Here is a 20863-nt window from a genome sequence, read left to right on the forward strand (position 1 = left end):
CTGCGCGGGCGGGTCGCGCTGGTCACCGGCGGCACCCGCGGCATCGGACTGGCGACCGTGCGCGCGCTCGCCGCGGCCGGCGCGGCGGTGGTGCTCACCGGACGCGACGAGGCACGCGCGAAGGAGGTCGCGGCGTCGGTCCCCGGGCAGGTCACCGGGGTCGCCCTCGACGTCACCGACGCGAAGGCCGTGTCGTCCGTCGTCCGCGCCGCCGCCAAGGAGCGCGGCCGGCTCGACGTGGTGGTCGCCAACGCCGGGATCTACGCCGAGGGCGTGCTGGGCATGGTCGGCGACGTCGAGGCGGTCCTGTCGACGAACGTGGCGGGCACGATCCACACGGTGCAGGCGGCGGCGCGGGCGATGACCCGCGCCCGCTCGGGCGCCATCGTGGTGCTGGCCTCGGTCGTCGGCGAGCGCGGCGCCGCCGGTCAGACGGTCTACGCGGCGTCGAAGGCGGCGGTCGCGAACATCGCGAAGAGCGCGGCGAAGGAGCTGGGCCGGTTCGGCATCCGGGTCAACGCCGTGGCGCCGGGCGTGATCGACACCGAGATGACCGCCGGGCTCGCCGATCCGGACACCGCGCTGGGGCGCCGCGGCCGCGCCGAGGAGGTCGCGAACGCGATCGCGTTCCTCGCCGGCGACGAGGCGTCCTACGTGACCGGTCAGGTGCTCGGCGTCGACGGAGGGATGGTGCTGTGACCCTGCTGGCTCCCGGCGCGCGGCTCGTCGACGCGGAAACCGGCGCGGAACTGGGCGGCGCGGCGCTGACCGGCGAGGTCGAGCGGCGGGCCGAGGAACTCGCGGCGCTGCCGGACGGCGTGTTGTTCGCCCGCACCGGCGTCGACCTGGACAGCGTGCTCACCTACGTCGCGGCGGTGCGGGCCGGGCGGGCGGTGGCGCTGATCGACCCGGCGCTGGACGTCCCGGTGCTGGCCGGCCTGATCGAGCGGTTCTGCCCGGCGGCCGTGCTCGGCGCGCCCGCGGCGGAACCGCCGTCCGGGTACCGGACCGCGGACGGGCACTGGCTGCGCCTCGACCCCGGTGGTATCCGCCCGCACCCCGACCTCGCCGTGCTGCTGCCGACCAGCGGTTCGACCGGCAACCCGAAGCTGGTCCGGTTGTCCCGCACCGCGATCCTGACCAACGCGCACGCGATCGCCGACGTGCTCGGCATCGACGAGCGCGAGGTCGCCCCCACCACGTTGCCGCTGCACTACAGCTACGGCCTGTCCGTGCTCAACTCGCACCTGGTCCGCGGCGCGACCGTCGTCGTCGAGCGGGAGGGCATCCTCGGCCGCGGGTTCTGGGACGCCGTGGCCGCGCACGAGTGCACGTCGGTCGCCGGGGTGCCCTACCACTACGAGATGCTGCGGCGGCTGAAGTTCGACCCGTCCGCCAATCCCGGCGTGCACACGCTGACCCAGGCCGGCGGGCGGATGCGGCCCGAGCTGATCGCCGAGTTCGACACGCTCATGCGCTCGGCCGGCGGGCGGATGTTCGTGATGTACGGCCAGACCGAGGCCGCGCCGCGGATGGCGATCATGCCGTCCGAGCGGCTCGCCGAGAAGATCGGCTCGGTCGGGCCCGCGCTGCCCGGCGGGCAGTTCGCCATCCGCCGCCCGGACGGCGGCGACACCACGCACCCCAAGATCAGCGGCGAGATCGTCTACCGCGGGCCGAACGTGATGATGGGCTACGCCTCGACCGCCGAGCAGCTCGCGCTGGGCGACGAGTGCGGCGGTGTGCTGCCCACCGGTGACCTCGGTTACCTCGACGAGGAGGGGTTCCTGTTCGTCACCGGACGGCTCAAGCGGATCGGCAAGGTGTTCGGCAACCGGATCAGCCTCGACGACCTGGAGGCGGCCACCCGCGCGACCGGGCTGGGCATCGACATCGTGGCCGCGGTGCCCGCCGACGACAAGGTCGTGTTGTTCGCCGAGGGCGTTCCGGCGGAGACGTGCAAGGCCGCGTCCCGCGCGCTGTCCGACCGGCTGCACCTGCACGCGTCCGGGTTCGACGTCCGCTCGATCGACACGATCCCGCTGCTGGCCAGCGGGAAGATCGACTACCAGGCGCTGGCGGAGCGGGTATGAGCCTGCTCGCCGAGCTGACCGCGCTCACCGCGCACCACCGGGCGCGCTGCCCGGAGTACGACCGGATCCTGTCCGCGCTCGGTGCCGGGTCGTCGTTCGACAGCGTGGCCGACCTGCCGTGGCTGCCGGTCCGGTTGTTCAAGACGCACGCGCTCAAGAGCATCCCGGACGAGGCGGTGTTCAAGGTGCTCACGTCGTCGGGGACCACCGGCGAGCCGTCGCGGATCTTCCTGGACCGCGAAGCCGCGGCCGCGCAGACGAAGCACCTGGCGGAGACGCTGCGGACGGTCCTGGGCCCGCAGCGGCTGCCGATGCTGGTGGTCGACACGATCGGCGTGATCAAGGACCGCCGCACGTTCTCCGCGCGCGGCGCCGGGGTGCTGGGCATGGCGAACTTCGGGCGCAAGCACGTCTACGTCCTCGACGAGCACGACGTGCCGGACGTCGAGGCGGTGCGCGGGTTCCTGGCGCGCCACGGCGGCGAGCCGTTCCTGGTCTTCGGGTTCACCTTCATGGTGTGGCGGTACCTGTACCGGATGGCGCGCGAGCACGGGTTCGACCTGTCCAACGGGATCCTGCTGCACTCCGGCGGCTGGAAGAAGCTCGCCGACCAGGCGGTGGACAACGCGACGTTCCGCCGCGCCTTCGCCGAGGACACCGGGCTGCGGCGGATCCACAACTACTACGGGATGGTCGAGCAGATCGGCACGGTGTTCGTCGAGGGCGCGGCCGGGGACGGCCTGTACTGCCCGGAGTTCGCCGACGTGATCATCCGCGATCCGGTGACCTTCGCCGAGCAGCCGGTGGGGGTGCCGGGCGTGATCGAGGTGGTGAGCACGCTGCCGCGGTCCTACCCGGGGCACGTGCTGCTGACCGAGGACCTCGGCGTGTGCCACGGGATCGACGACGGCGAGCGGCCGGGCAAGCGGTTCTCGGTGCTCGGCCGGCTGCCGAAGGCGGAGGCGCGGGGCTGCTCGGACACGTTCCAGGCGCGGGCCGCATGAGGCAGCTCTTCCCGGCCGCGGGGCCGGTCGAGGTGGACCGCCTGCTGGACGAGGTGCGCTCGGCGCCCGCGCTGGAGGTGGGGGACGAGCGGGTCGTGGACTTCCTGGTCCGGTTCGCCCGCGCGCTGCTCGCCCCGGCGGTGGCTCGCGCGTACCCGGAGCTGGCCTCACTGGGGTTCTTCCTGCGGCGGGGCGAGATCCGGCGCGCGCTGGCCCGGCTGGACGGGGACGAGCTGCGGTTGCCGCGTGGCCTGGTGTTCCACGTGCCACCGGCCAATGTGGACACCATCTTCGTGTACTCGTGGGCGCTGTCCGCGCTGGCGGGCAACCGGAACGTCGTGCGCCTGTCGCCCCGGTCCGCGGGCGCCTCGGCCGCGGTGCTGGACGCGTTGTCCGATGTGGACCCCGTGGTGGCCGCGTCGCAGCGGATCGTCACCTACGACCGCGACGACGCGGTGACGGCGGCGTTGTCGGCGGCGGCGGACCTGCGGGTGCTCTGGGGCGGCGACGCGACGGTGCGCGCGTTGCGGAGGTTCGAGCTGGCGCCGCACGCGCGGGACCTGACGTTCCCGGATCGCTCGTCGTTCGCGGTGATCTCGGCGGCCGGCTGGGCGCGCGCGTCGGCGGACGAGCGCCGGGCGGCGGTCGAGGGGTTCCGCAACGACGTGTTCTGGTTCGACCAGGCCGCGTGCGCGTCCCCGCGCGGCGTGTACTGGGTCGGCGGCCCGCCCGCGGCGGAGTTCCGGTCGTTGCTGGCCTCGATCGCGCCGGCGCCGGAGCCCGCGATGGCGGTGCAGAACCGGGTCGGCGCCTACGGTGTGGCGGCCGACGGCGTGGCGACCCGGATCGCCTTCGACGGTCCGGCCCTGACCACCCTCGAAACACCCGACGTGGTCCGCGATTGGCTCGGCGCGGGGGTTGTCACCCAATCGAGGGTGTCCAGTTTGGACGAACTGGTACCGAAAGTCGTCCGGCGCGACCAGACCATCACTCATTTCGGTTTTTCCCGCGCGGAGCTGACCGATTTCGCGCGGAAACTGCCCGGCGTGGACCGGTTGGTGCCCTTCGGTTCGGCGTTGCAGTTCGCGCCGGTGTGGGACGGCTACGACCTACTCGCGGAATTCACCAGGATCGTCACTGTTACCGTCTGACCTCGTGAAACGACTCCTGGACGTCGCCCGCTGGGTGGCGCTCGCGGTCGTCGCGGCGTTCGTGGTGCGGGTGCTGGCCGGCGACTGGACGGAGTTCTGGCGGGCCCTGCGGTCGATCGCCTGGCCGTGGGCCGTGCTCAGCCTGGCCGCGCTGGTCGCGAGCATCACGGTGTCGACCTACGGCTGGCAGACGGTGGTCGACGGCCTCGGCGACCGGGTCGGCTACCGGCGCGGCGCGCGAATCTGCCTGGTCGGGCAGCTGGGGAAGTACGTGCCCGGTTCGGTGTGGGCGTACCTGCTGCAGATGGAGCTGGGCCGCAAGGCGGGCGTGTCCCGGGCGCGGATCTTCACCGGTTCCCTGGTGCAGTTCGGCATCGGCCTGGTCGCGGCGCTGCTGTTGTCCGCGCTGGCGCTGCCGGTCGCCGGGCCCGCGGTGTGGTTGCTGGTGCTGCTGCCTGCCGGGCTGGTGGCGTTGCACCCGCGGGTCCTGGCGTGGGGCACCGGCCTGGCGCTGCGCCTGCTGCGCCGCGATCCGCTGCCCCGCCCGCTGGGGTTCGCGTCGATCGCGCGGGCGTTCGCGGCCTCGGTGCTGGCCTGGACGCTGCAGGGGCTGCACCTGTGGCTGCTGGCGCCCTCGCTGAACCTCTGGACGTGCGTCGGCGCGATGGCGATCGCGATGACCGCGGGCACGTTCGCGTTCCTGCTGCCCAGCGGCGCCGGTGTGCGCGAGGCCGTGCTGGTGGCGCTGCTCGGCACGGCCGGTTTCTCGGCCGGGCAGGCGCTGGCGTTCGCTCTGGTGTCCCGGGTGATGTTCACGGTGGCCGACCTGCTGACCGCACTGGCCGCCACCCTCCCCACCCGCGAGTCCCACGCTCAGCCGCGCGAGTCCCACGCTTGAGACCGCGAGTTCCACGTTCCGGGCCCTGAGTTCCGCGTTCAGCGCACCAGCTGGTACACCACCGCGTCCGCGTTCCGGTAGGCCACGCGCAGGAACGGCAGCCCGTCCAGGTCCCGCAGGCCCGCCGGGCGCACCGCGGTGCGCGGGTAGCCGCCGTGGCCGAGGATCACCCACCGGATGTTCAACCGCGCCACCGCGTCCCGCACCGCGGCGTTCGTCGCGTATTCCCGGAAGTGTCCCGCGAGCAGCACGTAGTCCGCGGGCGGCAGGGCCGGGTCGAAGTGGCCCGCCGTGGTGCGCACGCCGCTCAGCGCGTAGGTCCAGGCCGTCCCGTCGGAGCGGTCGTTCACCGCCCAGTCGCCGGGGGAGGCGAGCCGCGCCAGCTCCAGCATCGCCTGCGCCTCGCCGGTGTTGAGCGGGATGTCGCCGGTCGACGGGTAGCCCGGCCGCACGATCACCGCGTTCGACGTCGTGTACAGGCCGTTCGTCGTCACCGCGAAGCCCGCCAGCGTCACCACTCCGGCCACCCACGCCCAGCGCGGCGCGAAGTTCCGCAGCCACCGCTGGACCTCCGCCAGCCCGTGCGCGGCCAGCAGGCAGCAGGGGACCGCCGCCATCACCAGGAACCGGTACGGGTCGTTCCACCACGGCCGCGACACGGCCTTGACCAGCGGATGCCCCGACGACAGCACCGCCACCGCGAACACCCCGAACAGCAACGCCGTCGCCGCCACCCACCGCAGCGGACCCAGCCGTTGCCACAGCACGATCCCCACCAGCAGTGCCGCCGACAACCACAGCTGCGGATGCGGCGCCACGTGCTCGAAGGTCAGCAGCATCCCGACCGCCGTGTTCGTCGACGCCGCCGTCGGCCAGCCGTTGTACGGCAGCGGCCCGGCGGCCAGCCCGATCGCCCCGAACAGCTGCAGCCACCCCAGCAGCAACCCGGCCACCGCGACCGGCCACAGCCGCCACAGCGTCCGTCGGTGCGCCACCAGCAGCGGCAACGCGAACAACAGGCCGCCGAACAGGGTCGACGAGTGGATGGTCAGCAGCCCGACCGCCACCGCGACCAGCAGGAACCCGGTGTCGAACGCCGGCCGCCGCAGGTAGCCGTCGAGCACGACCGCGACCAGCGGGGTCAGCGCGATCCCCAGCAGGAACGGCAGCAGCGGGCCGAAGTTCAGCGCCTCGTACAGCAGCGTCACCGGCGCCACGCACACCAGCGCCACCGCCCCGGCCGTCACCGCCCGGCCCCGGAACCACCGCACCAGCACCACCAGCGACAACGCCAGCAACCCCGGCAGCAGCACGGTGTTCGCGTTCAGCACCGCCGGGATCTCCGCGCCGGTCAGCCGGTACACGAGCGAGCCGACCAGGTGGTAGGCGTTCGGGTAGAACGACCCGTTGGGGTACCAGTTGACCGTGCCGGTGCCCACCAGGCTGCCGTCGCCGGTCTCGGCGAGGTAGCGGATGCCGTTGCCGTGGTACACCGCGTCGTAGCCCTGCGGCACGGCGTTGAGCCGCCCCATCCCGCTGAGCACGGTCCGCGCCCCGACCGCCCCACCGGCCAGCAGGCACAACCCGACCGCGACATGCCCACGCCGGTCCCACACACCCTCGACCGCGACCCGCCGCCACCCCGCCACCCACGCGATCCCGGCCAGCACAGCCACCGCCGCCAGGAAACTCGGCAGGTTGAACGGGATCCCGGCCTGCGCGAACCACGGCCCGGCCAGCCCGGCCGCGAAGTAGGTCAGCACCGGCGCCAGCCCGGCGAGCAGCCATCCGCGGGCACCGGCGAGCGCGCCGATCAGCAGGCCGGGCGCGAACAGCACCAGCAGGTACACCGCGATCACCGCGGCGGCGCCGGAGGCGCTCAGGGGAGTCGGCAACGGGTCCGCCAAAAGTCTCGGAGACGAAACAATTCGTGCGCGAGAACGATACTTACGGCAAGGGTGGAGCGGCGTCACGGAGGGTGAGAAGTGCCTGGTGCCCTGGTCGCCGCGTGGCTGGCGCTGGCGGGGGTGGTCACCGCGGTGTGGCCGCGGGTGGCGACCCAGCGCGCCCGGCGGGGCTGGATCCTGCTGCTCGCGCTGGTGTTCGCCCTGGTCCTGCAGCTCGTCGTGGCCACCGTGCCGGACGACGCGTTCGTCACCTTCCGCTACGCCCGCAACATGGCCGAGGGCTACGGCGCGGTCTACACGATCGGCGAGCGGACCCAGGGCGTGCCGAACTTCCTGTGGCTGGTGCTGGTCACGTTGCCGCGGGCGCTGTTCGGCGCGGACATCGTCGGCGGCGCGGTCGGGCTCGGCATCGCGTGCGCGCTGGGTTGCGTGGTGCTGGCGTACCTGCTGGCGAAGCGGTTCGCCGGTGGGGCGGGGGTGGTCGCCGCGCTGCTCACCGCGGGCGCGAGCATCCTGGCCGCCCGCGGTCTGGCCGGCACCGAGACGGCGTTGTTCGTCCTGCTCGTGCTGGCCGTGTGCCTGGCGCTGGTCACCGGCCACCCGCTGGTCGCCGGGGTGCTCGCCGCGCTGGCCGTGATGACCCGCTCCGACGGTGCGGTGCTCGCGTTGCTCGGCGAGGCCTGGCTGGTGACCGCCGCGGTGCGGCGCCGGACGAGCTGGTGGGGCCCGGCCGGGTACCTGCTGGGCGCGCTGGTGTTCCTCGTGCCGTGGTGGGCGTGGGAGGCCACCTACTACGGGCACGCCAGGGCGGGGTGGCCCGCGTCGGCCCACCTGCCGTACGGGTTCCTGCTGGGCGCGCTGGCCGCGGTCGGCGCGGCCGCGGTGTGCGCCCGGCTGGGCGTGCGCCACGACCGCCCGTCGCCCCGGCCGCGCCGCAGCCTGGCCGAGCGGCGCGTCGTGCCGGTGGTCGCGCTCGCGCTGTGCGCGGTCAGCGTGCCGGTGGCGGTCGCGGCGCAGCAGGTGGTGCACCTCGACCGCGAGCGGCTCGCGCAGACCACGGAGATCGGCCGCTGGCTGGGTGACCGCCTGCCGGCCGGCTCGACCATCGACACGTTCGGCAGCGCCGCGCTGGCCTACCGCGCCGGCTCCCGGATGATGATCACCGGCATCACCGCATCCGAGCCGGCCGACGCCTACGCTCCGGTCGCGATCTTCGGCCTGCCGGTGCTCGCCGCGCCGCTGGCCTGGTACTCACCGGAGCAGGACTGCGGGATAGCGGAGAAGTACGCGCAGCGCTACGAGGTGGCCACCTTCCAGCGCACCGGCCTGGGCTGGCTGACGCTGTACCTCCGCACCGACAGCGAGTCGCGCCTGCTGACCCAGCTGATGTCCGACCAGCGGCTGACCTACGTGCCCTGCCCCTAGAACCAGCGCTCCAGCACCTGCGCGACGCCGTCCTCGCTGTTCGGGCTCGTCACCTCGTCCGCCACGGCCAGGACCTCCGGGTGCGCGTTCGCCATCGCCACGCCGTGGCCGGCCCACTTCAGCATCTCCACGTCGTTGGGCATGTCCCCGAACGCGATGATCCGCTCGACCGGCACGTCGAACCGATCGGCCACCTCGGCCAGCCCGGTCGCCTTCGTGATGCCGTGCGCGGCGATCTCGATCAGCCCGCCGCTGGCGGAGAACGTGATGTCCACGGACTCGTCGAGCAGCGCCCCGGCCGCGCGCGCCATCTCGTCCGAGGTCATGTCCGGGTGGCTGACCAGCAGTTTCACCGCCGGCCGCCCGACGATCTCGGCGCGCGACACCGGCACGCCCTCACCGTCGCCCCACGGGTTGCGGTAGCCGTGCTCGATCACCAGGTGCTGCACGTCCGGGTCGAGCGCGCGCCGCCCGACCCGTTCGGCGGCGAACCCGGCGCCGGGCAGCGCCTTGGTCAGCTCGTCGACGGCGTCGTGGAGCATCATCGGCTCCAGCGCGCCGTGCACGCTGACCACCTCGTCGTTGCCGATGTCGTACAGCACGGCGCCGTTCGCGCACACCGCGTAGCCGGTCAGGCCGCCGGCCTGCGCCACCGCCGGGATCCAGCGCGGCGGGCGGCCGGTGGCGAGCACGATCGGAACCCCCGCCTCGGCGGCGCGGCGCAACACGGCGGCGGTGCGGGGGGACATCCGTTCCATCGGGTCGAGCAGGGTGCCGTCCACATCCGACGCGATCAGCAGGGGTTTCTCCACACCCCCATTGTCCCTTGGGGTGCGGGGCGACGGATTGTCGGTGCTGACCGATAGCGTGGGCCGGTGCGCGTTGGCATCGTGATTCTTCCCGAGGACCGGTGGTGGGCGGCCGAGCCGAAGTGGCGGGCCGCCGAGGAGTACGGCTTCGACCACGCCTGGACCTACGACCACCTCGGCTGGCGAACGCTGGTCGACGGCCCGTGGTTCTCCGCGGTGCCCACGCTGACCGCCGCGGCCATGGTCACCTCCAGCATCCGCCTCGGCACGTTCGTCGCCTCGCCCAACTTCCGCCACCCGGTGCCGTTCGCCCGCGAGCTGATCACCCTCGACGACGTCTCCGACGGCCGTCTCGTCCTGGGCATCGGCGCGGGCGGCCTGGGCTACGACACCGGCGTGCTGGGCGACGCGGAACTCACCCCGCGGCAGCGCTCCGACCGGTTCGCCGAGTTCGTCGAGGCCCTGGACGGCCTGCTCATCACCGACGGGTTCGACTACACCGGCACGTACTACGCCGCCCGCGGCGCGCGGAACCTGCCCGGTTGCGTCCAGCGGCCGCGCATTCCGTTCCTGATCGCGGCCAACGGCCCGCGCGCGATGAAGGTTGCCGCAACTTACGGTGGCGGCTGGGTGACGACCGGCCCCCGGGCCGAGACGCTCGACGAGTGGTGGCGCGGCGTGACCGAGCTGTCGCGGCGCTTCGACCAGGTGCTGGCCGACTCCGGCCGGGCCGGCGAGGACGTGCACCGCTACCTCAGCCTGGACGCCGCGCCGGTGTTCTCCCTGGTCAGCGCCCAGGCGTTCACCGACGCGGCCGGCCGCGCCGCCGAGCTGGGTTTCACCGACGTCGTCGTGCACTGGCCGCGTTCGTCCGGCCCGTACGCCGGGCGCGAGTCGGTGCTCGAGGAAGTGGTCGCCGACGTGCTGCCGGGCCTGCGCGAGGCGCAATAGTGAATGTGGGTGCGGTCGCCCTCAGTAGCGTCGGTACCCTCGCTTCCCGTGAGCGAGCACACGAGCAACACTGACGTCACCGACGCCGATTTCGCCGGGTACGACCTGGTCGTCGTCGGCTCCGGCTTCTTCGGGCTGACGGTCGCCGAGCGGGCGGCGAGCCAGCTGGGCAAGCGCGTGCTCGTGCTGGAACGGCGCTCCCACCTGGGGGGCAACGCCTACTCCGAGGCCGAGCCGGAGACCGGGATCGAGGTGCACCGCTACGGCGCGCACCTGTTCCACACCTCGAACAAGCGGGTCTGGGACTACGTCAACCAGTTCACCGAGTTCACCAACTACCAGCACCGGGTGTTCGGCAAGTACCAGGGCCAGGTCTACCCGCTGCCGATGAACCTCGCGTTGATCAACCAGTTCTTCGGCAAGTCGCACACGCCGGACGAGGCTCGTGAGCTGATCGCCAAGCAGGCCAGCGAGATCGACACCGCCAACGCGCAGAACTTCGAAGAGAAGGCCATCTCGCTCATCGGCCGCCCCCTGTACGAGGCGTTCTTCCGCGGTTACACGGCGAAGCAGTGGCAGACCGACCCGAAGGAGCTGCCCGCGGCCAACATCACCCGGCTGCCGGTGCGCTACACCTTCGACAACCGGTACTTCAACGACACCTACGAGGGCCTGCCGGTCGACGGCTACACCGCGTGGCTGGAGCGGATGGCCGACCACGAGCTGATCGAGGTCCGCCTGAACACCGACTACTTCGACGTCCGCGAGCACATCCCGGCGGGCACGCCGACCGTCTACACCGGCCCGCTCGACCACTACTTCGGCTACTCCGAGGGCCGCCTGGGCTGGCGCACGCTGGACTTCGAGCAGGAGGTCGTCCCCACCGGGGACTACCAGGGCACCTCGGTCATGAACTACAACGACGAGGACGTCCCGTTCACGCGGATCCACGAGTTCCGCCACTTCCACCCGGAGCGGGACTACCCGAAGGACAAGACGGTCATCGTCCGCGAGTACTCGCGTTTCGCCAACGAGGACGACGAGCCGTACTACCCGATCAACACCCCGGACGACCGCGCGAAGCTCGAGCGTTACCGCGAGCTGGCGAAGGCCGAGGCGCGCGAGCGCAACGTGCTGTTCGGCGGCCGCCTGGGCACCTACAAGTACCTGGACATGCACATGGCCATCGGTTCGGCGCTGTCGGTGTTCGACAACAAGATCGCCCCGCACCTGACCGACGGCGCCCCCCTGGACGGGAGCATCGATGCTTGAGAAGAAGCCGGAGCGCGCCGCCGAGATCCAGGTGCTCGCCAAGGTCCAGGGCGTGCTCAAGCGCCCGGCGACCGTGAAGGCCGCGCGTGGCCTGTCCCACTTCGGTGAGCACGCGATCGGGTGGTTCGCCGCCGGTCTCGTGGGCGCGGCGGTGGACCGCGAGCGCCGCAAGGACTGGCTGGTCGCGGCCGCCGGTGTGGTCGGCGCACACGGCGCGTCGATCGCGGTGAAGCGCGTGGTCCGGCGGCCCCGCCCGCAGGACCCGAGCGTCGAGGTCCTGGTGGGCACGCCGAGCCGGCTGAGCTTCCCGTCCTCGCACGCCACGTCCACTACGGCGGCGGCGGTGCTCTACTCGGGATTGACCGGGCGTAACCTGGTTCCCGCGCTCGTCCCGCCGATGTTGGCGTCCCGGCTCGTGTTGGGGGTCCACTACCCGACCGATGTGCTCGCCGGCGCCGCGCTCGGTGGTGTGGTCGGAGGTCTGCTGCGCAGGAAAATCCGCAAAAAGGGGTAGGGAACCACCCGTGACCAAATCAGTGAACAACGCCGCGGAAGCCGAGATCGTGGACGAAACCAGCGAAACGGCCGAAGCGAAGACGGTGGAGACGGCGGAGCCGGCTCCGGCGGTCAAGCGCGGCCCGGTGCACATGGTCGTCGGCGTCGCCAAGACCGCGCGGCCGAAGCAGTGGGCGAAGAACGTCCTGGTCTTCGTCGCGCCGTTCACCGCGGCCCAGATCACCAACGGCTCGGTGCTGCTCGACGCGGTCATCGCGTTCGTGGCGTTCAGCCTGGTCGCGTCGTCGGTGTACCTGATCAACGACGCGGTCGACGTGGAGGCCGACAAGGCGCACCCGACGAAGCGGAACCGGCCGATCGCGGCCGGGATCGTGCCGGTGCCGGTCGCGTACGCGGCCGCGGTGCTGTTCTTCGGCGTGGGCCTGGCGCTGTCGTTCCTGGCGAGCCCGGAACTGGCCATCGTGCTGGGGGTGTACGAGGCGGTCCAGCTGGGCTACTGCTTCGGTCTCAAGCACCAGCCGGTGATCGACCTGGCGATCGTCGGATCGGGCTTCCTGATGCGCTCGATCGCCGGTGGTGTGGCCGCGGGTATCGCGCTGTCGCAGTGGTTCCTGCTGGTCACCGCGTTCGGTTCGCTGTTCATGGTGGCGGGCAAGCGCTACGCCGAGATCATGCTCTTCGAGCGCACCGGGGCGAAGATCCGCTCGTCGCTGAAGAAGTACTCGGCCAGCTACCTGCGTTTCGTGTGGGCGACCGCCGCGGCGATCCTGATCATGTCGTACTCGCTGTGGGCGTTCGAGCTGCGTGAGGGCGCCGACCAGTCGGTGTGGCCGGTCATCTCGATGGTGCCGTTCGTGATCGCCGTGCTGCGGTACGCGGTCGACGTGGACGGCGGCACCGCGGGCGCGCCCGACGAGATCGTGCTCAAGGACCGCATCCTGCAGGTTCTGGGCGTGCTGTGGGTCGCCACCCTCGGGATGACGTTCTACCTGTGACGACCACGTTGGCCCGGCCCGGCGGCGGCACGTCGATCGAACCCGCACCGCACCGCCCGTTGACCCGTCTCGGACTCGGCCGCACCCTGGCCGAGCTCGTGCTGGGCACGGTCGCGGCGGTCGTGCTCAGCCTGGTGCTCCAGTTCGGCTCGAACAAGCTGGGTGTCGACCCGGGCACGTACGTGCCGGACGCGCTGGTCAACCTGGCCGTCGCGGTGATCGTCGTCGTGTTGTTCGGGTCGCTGGCCTACAGCGGCGCGGCCCGCTGGCCGTTGTGGGTGCGCCTGGGCGGCAGCTGGGCGGCGCTGACCGCGCTGTCCACCCTGCTGCTGGCGATCCCGCTGCAGGGCACCCGGTTCTTCCTCGGCGGCTCCAGCGTGGACAACACGTTCCGCCTGCAGTACATGGAGCGCCTGACCGAGACGGCCGGGCTGGCCGACGTGAACTACCACGGCCTGGCCGCCTACTACCCGGGCGGCTGGTTCTGGCTGGGCGGGCGCTTCGCGAACCTGCTCGGCCTGGAGGGCTGGGCCGCCTACAAGCCGTACTCCATCACCTGGGCCGCGGTGTCCGGGGTGGTCGCGTTCGTGCTGTGGAGCCTGGTCGTGCGGCGCCGGATGGCGCTGCTGGCGTCGGTCGCCACGGTGCTGGCCGGGTTCGTCGCGCTCGGCCCCGAGGAGCCCTACGCCTGGCCGACCACCGCCTGGCTGCCGCCGATCATGCTGCTGGCCTGGCACGCGCTGCGCTCCCGTGAGCGGGTACCGGCCTGGACGCTCGTGCTGATCGGCGTCTACCTGGGCTTCTCCGCGGTCACCTACACGCTGCACGTCGCGTTCGGCGTGGTGGCCGTGGTGGTGCTGGCGCTGGCCGTGCTCGCGCTGGACGTCCGCGCGGGCCAGCCGGTCGGGCCGGTGCTCAAGCGACTGCTGCTGCGCCTGGTCGTCGTCGGCGTGATCACCGCGGTGCTGGCCCTGATCACCTGGGGTCCGTTCATCCTGGCCGGCGGGCTGGGCAAGCCGAACGTCGCCGCGCACTTCCTGCCGGAGATCAGCGCCTACTTCCCGATGCCGTTCACCTCGGCGAGCGCGTTCGGCCTGCTGTGCCTGGCCGGGCTGGTCTGGCTGGTGCTGCGCGCGCGCCGCGATCCGGTGGCGTTCGTGATGCTCGTGCTGACCGCGCTGGTCTACGCCTGGTTCGCGTTGTCGAACCTCGCGCTGCTGGTCCGCACCACGCTGCTGTCGTTCCGGTTCATCGTGACCATCGACGTGGTCCTCGCGGTCGCCGGGGTGTTCGCGCTGGCCGAACTGGTGCGGGTGCTGCCGAAGCTGATCGGCCGGGTCCGCCCGGTGCGGACGGTGGCGTTCGTGCTGGCCGTGCTCGGCGCGGTTTCGGTGTCCCAGACGGTCGTCGGCACGTCCATGAAGGACGCGGTGGACACCGCCGAGTCCGACTACTACCCGGACGGCTGGACCGCCAGCTTCGGGCACGACCCGAAGCACGACGGGTACTGGACGCCCGAGCTGATCAGCACCATCGCCGAGCTGACCGGACGCCCGGCGAGCGGCAACATCGTCTTCTCGGCGCACGACCGGCTGCTGTCGTTCCAGCCCTACTGGGGCTTCCAGCAGACCACGCCGCACTACGCGAACCCGCTGGCCGGCTACACGCAGCGCAACGAGGAGATCCGGTCCTGGGCGACCGCCCGGGACTCGGCCGACCTGCTCGCGCGGCTGCGGGCGAACCCGCACGAGGCGCCCAACGTCTTCGTGCTGCGCCGCGCCGACGACGGGAAACTGCTCGCGCCGGTCGTGTCCGACACGTTCCCGCGCGCCGTGCCGATCCGCGTGGACGAGGTCGAATTCGCGCCGGAACTGTTCACCGCGTCCGAGTTCGCCCGCCGCGATGTCGGACCGTTCGCGGTGATCGTGGACTCATCTGCGCCACCGATTAGCTGAATGTGTGAGTTTCTCGTAAACTGCTCCGCACACACCAGTTGGCCGAAAACGCAGAGGGGGCACCGGCGTGACCTACCCCCTGTACCGCACCGGCACGATCGCCGTCGTGGACGGCGTGTCCTACCCGGTTTCGTATGCGGCGGGCGAAAACTACGTGCACTTCCCGCAGGTGAGCGACGCGAGACCGGCGCCGTTCCCGCGCCAGGAACTCGCCGGCGCGGTTCCGGTGGAGATGTGTGAACGCGTTTTCTCGGTGCAGGTCTACGCCAGCTACCGGGACCACCGCGTGATGGTCGACGCGGCATTCGACAACGGCACCGCGCGCGTGCTGGATGCCGAATGGGATAACGAATGGGCCACGATCAACGGTTTCGTGCAGGAGAACTCCTACGAGTACTACAAGACCGTCGACATGCGTGATCTCCGCGACTACGCGGAACGGCAGAACGACCTGTTGTTCACGCGGTGGCGCGCGGCGCGGTTCGCGCGGCCGGTCGAGGGGATCCCGCTGCACGGCGGCTGGCCCAACGGCCAGGCGGCGGTCGTCGCGGGCCGCCCGCGGTCCGGGGTGCTGGAGACCGAGGGCGGCCGGGTCGCCGAGGTGAGCACGCGCGCGGAGTACCTCGGCTACTCCTGCGAGGTGGCCGGGATCACTATGGACGGTTCGGTCGGCGTCCACTACCTGGGCAGCGATTTCGAGCGCGCCGACGCGGACGGGTTCCGCCCCGGCCCGGACGGCCGCTGGTCCAAGACGGTGCACATCTTCGACCTGGCGCGTTACCACGAGCTGCACCGGGACCTGCTGTTCGACCAGTGGCGCGAGTCGCGGGATAGCCTGGCCCGATGAGGCAACCACGGAACCCGGGCCGGGCGTGTGCGTGAAGTGACACGAGTTCTGGACCGTTCGGACGAGGTCGACCGCACCACTCACCGGCCCCGCCGCGTACCGCCCGGTGATCGTGCCTTCTGGCTCACCGGAGCGCTGGCCGCGCTGGTCGGCGTCGTGTTCGTCGCGAGTGGCCTGGCCTGGAACCAGGGCAAGCTGATCGCGCCGCTCGACGACGTCTACATCCACCTGCAGTACGGGCGTCAGCTGGGCCTGGGGCACTTCTTCCAGTTCAACACCGGCGACGAGATCAGCGCCGGGGCCAGCAGCCTGCTGTACGCGCTGGTGCTCGGCGCCGCGTACGCGGTGGGGGTCCACGGCACGTACTTCCTGGCGTTCGCGGTCGGCTTCGGCATCCTGTGCTTCGCGGTGGCGGCCGGGCTGGTGACCGTGCTGGGCACGAAGCTGGTGGCGCGTTCGGTCGGTGTGTGGTCGGGTGTCCTGGTCGCGCTGAGCGGCCCGCTGGCGTGGGGTTCGGCCAGCGGCATGGAGGTCGGCCTGGTCATGCTGCTGGTGGTCGCGACGCTGCTGGCGTTCGTGACCGAGCAGCCGTGGGCGCGGTTCCGGTGGACGCCGGTGCTGGGCGGCCTGCTGGCGCTCGTGCGCACCGAGGGCCTGATCCTGGCCGTGGCGCTCGCGTTCGCGGCACTGTGGACGGTGTGGGCGCACCGGCACATGACGCGTCCGCGCCGGACGGTGCTGCGGGCGCTGTGGACACTGCTGCCGATCGCGGTCGGCGCGGCCCAGCTGCTGTTCTACAAGATCGCGACCGGCACCGCGTCGGCGAACGGCATCCAGTCGAAGTCGTTCCTGCACGACCGGCCGGTGTTCTGGCTCGGCGAGTTCACCGACCGCACGATGGCGAACGTGCGCGGGTTCCTGAGCATCTTCCTGGGGTTCGACGGGCAGGACTTCGCGTTCCCGGGCGCGCTACTGGTGTTCGCGGCGGGGATGGTCTACGTGTTCCTGACCCGGCCGGCGTGGCGGCCGATGCTGTACGCGCTGGCGGCCGGCCTGGTGCTGATCCTGGTTTCGGTGTCCACTTTGAACACCGCGCTGGTGCACGAGCTGCGGTACGTGCAGCCGTTCATGCCGGTGTTCGTCCTGTTCGTGGTGATCGGCGTGTACGGGCTGAGCCGGATCGCCGCACGCGAGCGGGCCCGGCGCATCTCGCTGCACGGCGCGCTGGTGGTGGTGCTGGTGCTGTCGCTGGCGACGCTGCCGAGCTGGTCGGTCCGCTTCGGGCGGGCGACGGCGGCGATCCGCGACACCGACGTGTCGGTGGCGCAGTGGGTGCGCGGTAACCTGCCGCCGGAGGCGATCGTCGCGGTGAAGGACGTCGGCGCGGTCGCGTACTTCAGTGAGCACCGGGTGCTGGACCTGATCGGGTTGGGCACCAACGGGTTCGCGGCACCGTCGAACAACGGCACGGGCTCGCTGTACGAGGCGCTGAAGCACCTGCCCGCGGCGGAGCGGCCGGCCTACTTCGCGGTGTACGACCCGGCCCCGGGGCCGTCGATGGAGCTGCTGAAGAACGTCGGGGTGCTGCGGACGCCGGTGGAGATGAGCTTCGAGGTGCAGGCGCAGCCGGACCTCGGCGGGCGCTTGATCGTGCCGTTCCGGTGGCTGAACGTCTACGAGGCGGACTGGTCGCTGGCCGGCAGCGGTGACGAGCAGGCGGTGCCCGGTGAGCTGCGGGACTACGTGAACGTGGGCGACCTGCGCAGCGAGGGCGAGCACGGGTACGAGCCGGTGCTGGCCCAGGTGGGCACGCAGCCGTGGACGACGCTGGCCCGGGTCGGCGACGTGATCGACAGCGCCCGCCCCATCGTGGGCGGCGAGGCGTTCACGGCGCACAACCTGGTCCCCGGCCGCCCCCTGACGATCACCTCCCGCACCGCGATGCACGGCACGGTGTTCGACATGCGGGTGCTGGTCAACGGCGTGGAGGCGGGCGTGTGGACCCGCGACGAGCGGGACGGCGTGTGGTCGACGTACAGCTTCACGATCCCCGCGGAGCTGATCACGGACCCGTCGGCGCACATCGAGATCCAGCAGCCGCGCCCGCTGCTGAACCCGTACCCGGACTACACGTCGTACGGGTACTGGCTGAGCCAATAGAACCCCGGCCAGCGCGAGCGCACGCATCACCGGCCTGGGCGCCGGGTGCCCGCCCAGGCCGACCCTGAACGCGGCAACGCCCCGGGGGCCATCGCGGCGCCCGGGGCGTTGCCGTGGGAAACGATCAGATCGGCAGCTTGCGGAAGATCGGCCGCGGCACGTGCCGCAGGATCGACATCACCGCGCGGAACTGCGCGGGCGCCCACACCAGGTCCTTGCCCTTGCGCGCCGCGTCCACGGCGATTTCGGCGACCTGCTCGGCGGTCTGCTCCAGCGGCGCCTTGCCCAGGCCCTCGGTCATCTTCGTCTTGACCTGGCCCGGCCGCACGACCGTCACCTTGACCCCGAACGGCGCCAGCGCCTCGCCCAGGCCCAGGTAGAACCCGTCGAACCCGGCCTTGGTCGAGCCGTACACGAAGTTCGACCGCCGCACGCGCTCACCGGCCACAGAGGACAGTGCGATCACCGAGCCGTGGCCCTGCTTCTTCAGCTTGTCCGCCAGCGCCACGCCGACCGACACCGCCGCCGTGTAGTTCACCGTCGCCAGCTCGACCGCGGTGGCGTGGTTCTGCCACGCCTCCTCGTTGTCGCCGAGCAGGCCGAACGCCACCACGGCCACGTCGATGTCCCCGGCCGAGAACGCCTGGTCCAGCACCGCCGGGTGGGACGCGGTGTCCTTCGCGTCGAAGTCCACTTCGGACACCGTGGCGCCGGCCGCGCGCAGCTTCTCCGCGGCCAGCTTGCGCCGCTCGGACGCCCGCGCCGCGAGCACGACACGCAGTTCGGGCGCGTCCGCGAGGTACTTCTGCGCGATGGCCAGCGCGATGTCCGAGGTGCCGCCGAGCAGCAGCAGGGACTGGGGGTTGCCAACAGCGTCGATCACAGTTCAAGCCTCCGGCTCATGTCGGACGCGAACACGCCCTCGGGGTCGACCGACTGGCGGATCTTGCGCCACTCCTCCAGCCGGGGGTACATCTTCGCGAAGGTCTCCGGCGTGGTGCGCGAGTCCTTCGCCGTGTACAGCCGGCCACCGGCCGCCAGGACGTCTTCGTCGAGTTCGGTGCAGAAGCGGCCCAGGCCGTCCTTGATCGGGAAGTCCACGGACAGCATCCAGCCCGGCGACGGCCAGGACAGCGGCGCCCGGTTGCCCTCGCCCATCCGCTTGAACACGTTCAGGAACGAGTAGTGCCCGGACCCGGCGATCTTGCGGCACAGCTCCTTCAGCTCGTTCTCCCGGCCGAACGGCACGGAGAACTGGTACTGCAGGAAACCCTTGGAGCCGTAGGCGCGGTTCCACTCGCTGAGCATGTCCAGCGGGTGGTAGAACTGCGTCAGGTTCTGGATCTTGCCGCGCGCGCCCTTCTTCGGCACCGTGCGCTGCCAGATGTTGTTCAGCATCCCGAAGGTGAGCTTGTTGCCCAGGCCGTTGGGGAAGACGTCGGGCAGCGTCATCAGCTGCGGCGCGTCGAACTTCAGCGGATCGGCCCGCAGCTTCGGCGGCAGCTGGTCCAGCTTGGCCAGCGAGCCGCGGGAGAACGTGGCCCGGCCGAGACGGCTGTCGGAGTTGATGAGGTCCGGCACCGACATCGAGTAGTCGTAGTTGAGGTCGGAGCCGTTGCTGAACAGCTCCAGCGTCTCGTCCAGGCTCGACGTGCGGTCGGCGTCGACGATGAAGTAGGCGCTCTCGGTCTTCTTCATCCGGATCTTCGCGCGCACGATGATGCCGGTCAGGCCGATGCCCGCGACCGTCGCCCAGAACAGCTCCGACTCGGGGCCCTCCGGGGTCAGCGTGCGGATCCGGCCGTCCGCGGTGACCAGGTCCATCGACAGCACGTGGTTGCCGAAGCTGCCCGCGCTGTGGTGGTTCTTGCCGTGGATGTCGTTGGCGATCGCGCCACCGATGGTCACCTGGCGCGTTCCGGGCAGCACCGGGACCCACAGGCCGTGCGGCAGCGCGGCCTTCATCAGCTGGTCGAGGCTCACCCCGGCGTCCAGGTCGACCTCGCCGGTGTCCGGGTCGATCGAGTGGATCGTGTTCAGGGCGGTCATGTCGATGACGAGTCCACCGGCGTTCTGCGCCGGGTCCCCGTAGGAGCGGCCGAGCCCGCGGGCGATCACGCCGCGCTCGCCGGCCTGCGCCACCGCGCGGGCGATCGTCTCCACGTCCGGTGTGGTCAGCACGTCTGCGACGGTCGGGGCGGTGCGACCCCACCCGGTGAGTGTCCGCCGCTCGGTATGCGGTGTCGTGTTCACCCGGACCAGGGTAACCATCCCCGAGGGGCGGCTTTGACCGAGGCGCTTCTACACTTTTCCGGTCCTGGAAATCGCACGCTGGTGAGGTAGTGCAGTGGTGTCTACGGAACCGCAGGAGCAGGCAGTGACCGCGAAGGCGACGCCGGGCCTGCTCGGCCAGTTGGTGCGATTCGCGCTGATCGGCGGATTTTGCGCGGTGCTCGATCTCGGTACCTACACCGGGTTGCGAGCGCTGGGTCTCGATTACGCTCCGTGGGACACGGTCGCCCGCGCGATCAGTTTCATCATCGGTACGACGACCGCATTTTTCCTTAACCGGAAGTTCACGTTCTCCGGCGGCCGCAAGGGCGGCAAGGGGCAGATCGGCAGCTTCGTCCTGCTGTACGGCGTCACATTCTTCGTCGCGGTCGGCGTGAACGCGCTGATGCTGCACGTGCTCGGCGAGTTCGCGTTCAAGCCGACCGTCGCGTGGGTGATCTCGCAGGGCACCGCGACCGCCATCAACTTCGTGATGCTCAAGTGGGTTGTGTTCCGGGAACCGGGTGTGACCGATGTTTCGCCGGAGTCCGGCTCGTGATTCGTTCACAGGTGACCCGTGTAACTTGGCGGTCGCGAGTCGGATTCCCC

General features: G+C 71.4%; 18 protein-coding genes. 14 read left to right on the top strand and 4 right to left on the bottom strand.

The window, feature by feature from the left end; translation table 11 throughout:
* From L1857_RS03550 to L1857_RS03570, 5 genes are read left to right on the top strand one after another with little or no spacing between them, the layout of a single operon-like run.
* A complete protein-coding gene (locus L1857_RS03550; protein ID WP_369806748.1) occupies positions 1–699 on the top strand; it encodes an SDR family NAD(P)-dependent oxidoreductase in 699 nt (232 codons plus the stop codon).
* Positions 696–2093, top strand: a complete 1398-nt coding sequence (locus L1857_RS03555) for an AMP-binding protein (protein WP_094003543.1) — start codon at positions 696–698, stop codon at positions 2091–2093. The genes L1857_RS03550 and L1857_RS03555 overlap by 4 nt, the downstream gene beginning before the upstream one ends.
* Positions 2090–3097 carry a LuxE/PaaK family acyltransferase gene (locus L1857_RS03560; protein WP_094003544.1) on the top strand — a complete coding sequence of 336 codons (1008 nt, stop codon included), beginning with the start codon at positions 2090–2092 and terminating at the stop codon, positions 3095–3097. The genes L1857_RS03555 and L1857_RS03560 overlap by 4 nt, the downstream gene beginning before the upstream one ends.
* Entirely contained in the window at positions 3094–4248 is a 1155-nt protein-coding gene (locus tag L1857_RS03565) for an acyl-CoA reductase (RefSeq protein WP_094003545.1), read from the top strand. Before L1857_RS03560 ends, L1857_RS03565 begins: the two co-directional genes overlap by 4 nt.
* Positions 4249–4252: 4 nt before the next feature.
* The gene (locus L1857_RS03570; protein WP_233157053.1) at positions 4253–5146 is read left to right on the top strand and encodes a lysylphosphatidylglycerol synthase transmembrane domain-containing protein; all 894 of its coding nucleotides are present in this window, start codon (positions 4253–4255) and stop codon (positions 5144–5146) included.
* A 38-nt stretch (positions 5147–5184) separates the two neighbouring features.
* Here the strand turns inward: L1857_RS03570 and L1857_RS03575 are convergent, their stop codons facing one another.
* Positions 5185–7041, bottom strand: a complete 1857-nt coding sequence (locus tag L1857_RS03575) for a DUF6541 family protein (protein WP_249464455.1) — start codon at positions 7039–7041, stop codon at positions 5185–5187.
* A gap of 90 nt (positions 7042–7131) precedes the next feature.
* Between L1857_RS03575 and L1857_RS03580 the strand changes: the two genes are divergently transcribed.
* Positions 7132–8478, top strand: coding sequence for a glycosyltransferase family 39 protein (locus tag L1857_RS03580; protein WP_249464458.1), 1347 nt, complete (start codon positions 7132–7134; stop codon positions 8476–8478).
* Here L1857_RS03580 and L1857_RS03585 read toward each other — a convergent pair.
* Complete coding sequence (locus tag L1857_RS03585; protein ID WP_116109815.1) at positions 8475–9290, bottom strand: HAD family hydrolase; 816 nt, start codon at positions 9288–9290, stop codon at positions 8475–8477. The genes L1857_RS03580 and L1857_RS03585 overlap by 4 nt on opposite strands.
* Before the next feature lie 63 nt (positions 9291–9353).
* Here L1857_RS03585 and L1857_RS03590 point away from each other — a divergent pair, with 63 nt between their 5' ends.
* From L1857_RS03590 to L1857_RS03620, 7 genes are all read left to right on the top strand, one after another.
* Positions 9354–10238: an LLM class flavin-dependent oxidoreductase gene (locus L1857_RS03590; RefSeq protein ID WP_116109816.1), complete on the top strand. Its 885-nt coding sequence runs from the start codon at positions 9354–9356 to the stop codon at positions 10236–10238.
* 3 nt (positions 10239–10241) lie between these two features.
* Positions 10242–11510 carry a UDP-galactopyranose mutase gene (gene glf, locus L1857_RS03595; RefSeq protein WP_094003550.1) on the top strand — a complete coding sequence of 423 codons (1269 nt, stop codon included), beginning with the start codon at positions 10242–10244 and terminating at the stop codon, positions 11508–11510.
* Positions 11503–12024, top strand: a complete 522-nt coding sequence (locus tag L1857_RS03600; protein WP_094003551.1) for a phosphatase PAP2 family protein — start codon at positions 11503–11505, stop codon at positions 12022–12024. The genes glf and L1857_RS03600 overlap by 8 nt, the downstream gene beginning before the upstream one ends.
* Before the next feature lie 10 nt (positions 12025–12034).
* Positions 12035–13021, top strand: a complete 987-nt coding sequence (locus L1857_RS03605; RefSeq protein WP_429727730.1) for a decaprenyl-phosphate phosphoribosyltransferase — start codon at positions 12035–12037, stop codon at positions 13019–13021.
* Complete coding sequence (locus tag L1857_RS03610; protein WP_116109817.1) at positions 13018–14976, top strand: arabinofuranosyltransferase; 1959 nt, start codon at positions 13018–13020, stop codon at positions 14974–14976. The genes L1857_RS03605 and L1857_RS03610 overlap by 4 nt, the downstream gene beginning before the upstream one ends.
* A gap of 67 nt (positions 14977–15043) precedes the next feature.
* Entirely contained in the window at positions 15044–15823 is a 780-nt protein-coding gene (locus tag L1857_RS03615) for a hypothetical protein (protein WP_094003553.1), read from the top strand.
* A 36-nt stretch (positions 15824–15859) separates the two neighbouring features.
* Positions 15860–17983 carry a hypothetical protein gene (locus L1857_RS03620; RefSeq protein ID WP_094003554.1) on the top strand — a complete coding sequence of 708 codons (2124 nt, stop codon included), beginning with the start codon at positions 15860–15862 and terminating at the stop codon, positions 17981–17983.
* 124 nt (positions 17984–18107) lie between these two features.
* Here the strand turns inward: L1857_RS03620 and dprE2 are convergent, their stop codons facing one another.
* Together dprE2 and dprE1 are read right to left on the bottom strand one after the other, a co-directional pair.
* The gene (gene dprE2 / locus L1857_RS03625; RefSeq protein WP_094003555.1) at positions 18108–18866 is read right to left on the bottom strand and encodes a decaprenylphospho-beta-D-erythro-pentofuranosid-2-ulose 2-reductase; all 759 of its coding nucleotides are present in this window, start codon (positions 18864–18866) and stop codon (positions 18108–18110) included.
* Positions 18863–20254, bottom strand: a complete 1392-nt coding sequence (dprE1, locus tag L1857_RS03630) for a decaprenylphosphoryl-beta-D-ribose oxidase (RefSeq protein WP_094003556.1) — start codon at positions 20252–20254, stop codon at positions 18863–18865. Before dprE1 ends, dprE2 begins: the two co-directional genes overlap by 4 nt.
* A 76-nt stretch (positions 20255–20330) precedes the next feature.
* Here dprE1 and L1857_RS03635 point away from each other — a divergent pair, with 76 nt between their 5' ends.
* Positions 20331–20813, top strand: a complete 483-nt coding sequence (locus L1857_RS03635; protein ID WP_167481436.1) for a GtrA family protein — start codon at positions 20331–20333, stop codon at positions 20811–20813.
* Positions 20814–20863 lie beyond the last annotated feature (50 nt).

Origin of the sequence: Amycolatopsis thermalba (assembly GCF_023376025.1) — a bacterium.
Lineage (GTDB): Bacteria > Actinomycetota > Actinomycetes > Mycobacteriales > Pseudonocardiaceae > Amycolatopsis_E > Amycolatopsis_E thermalba.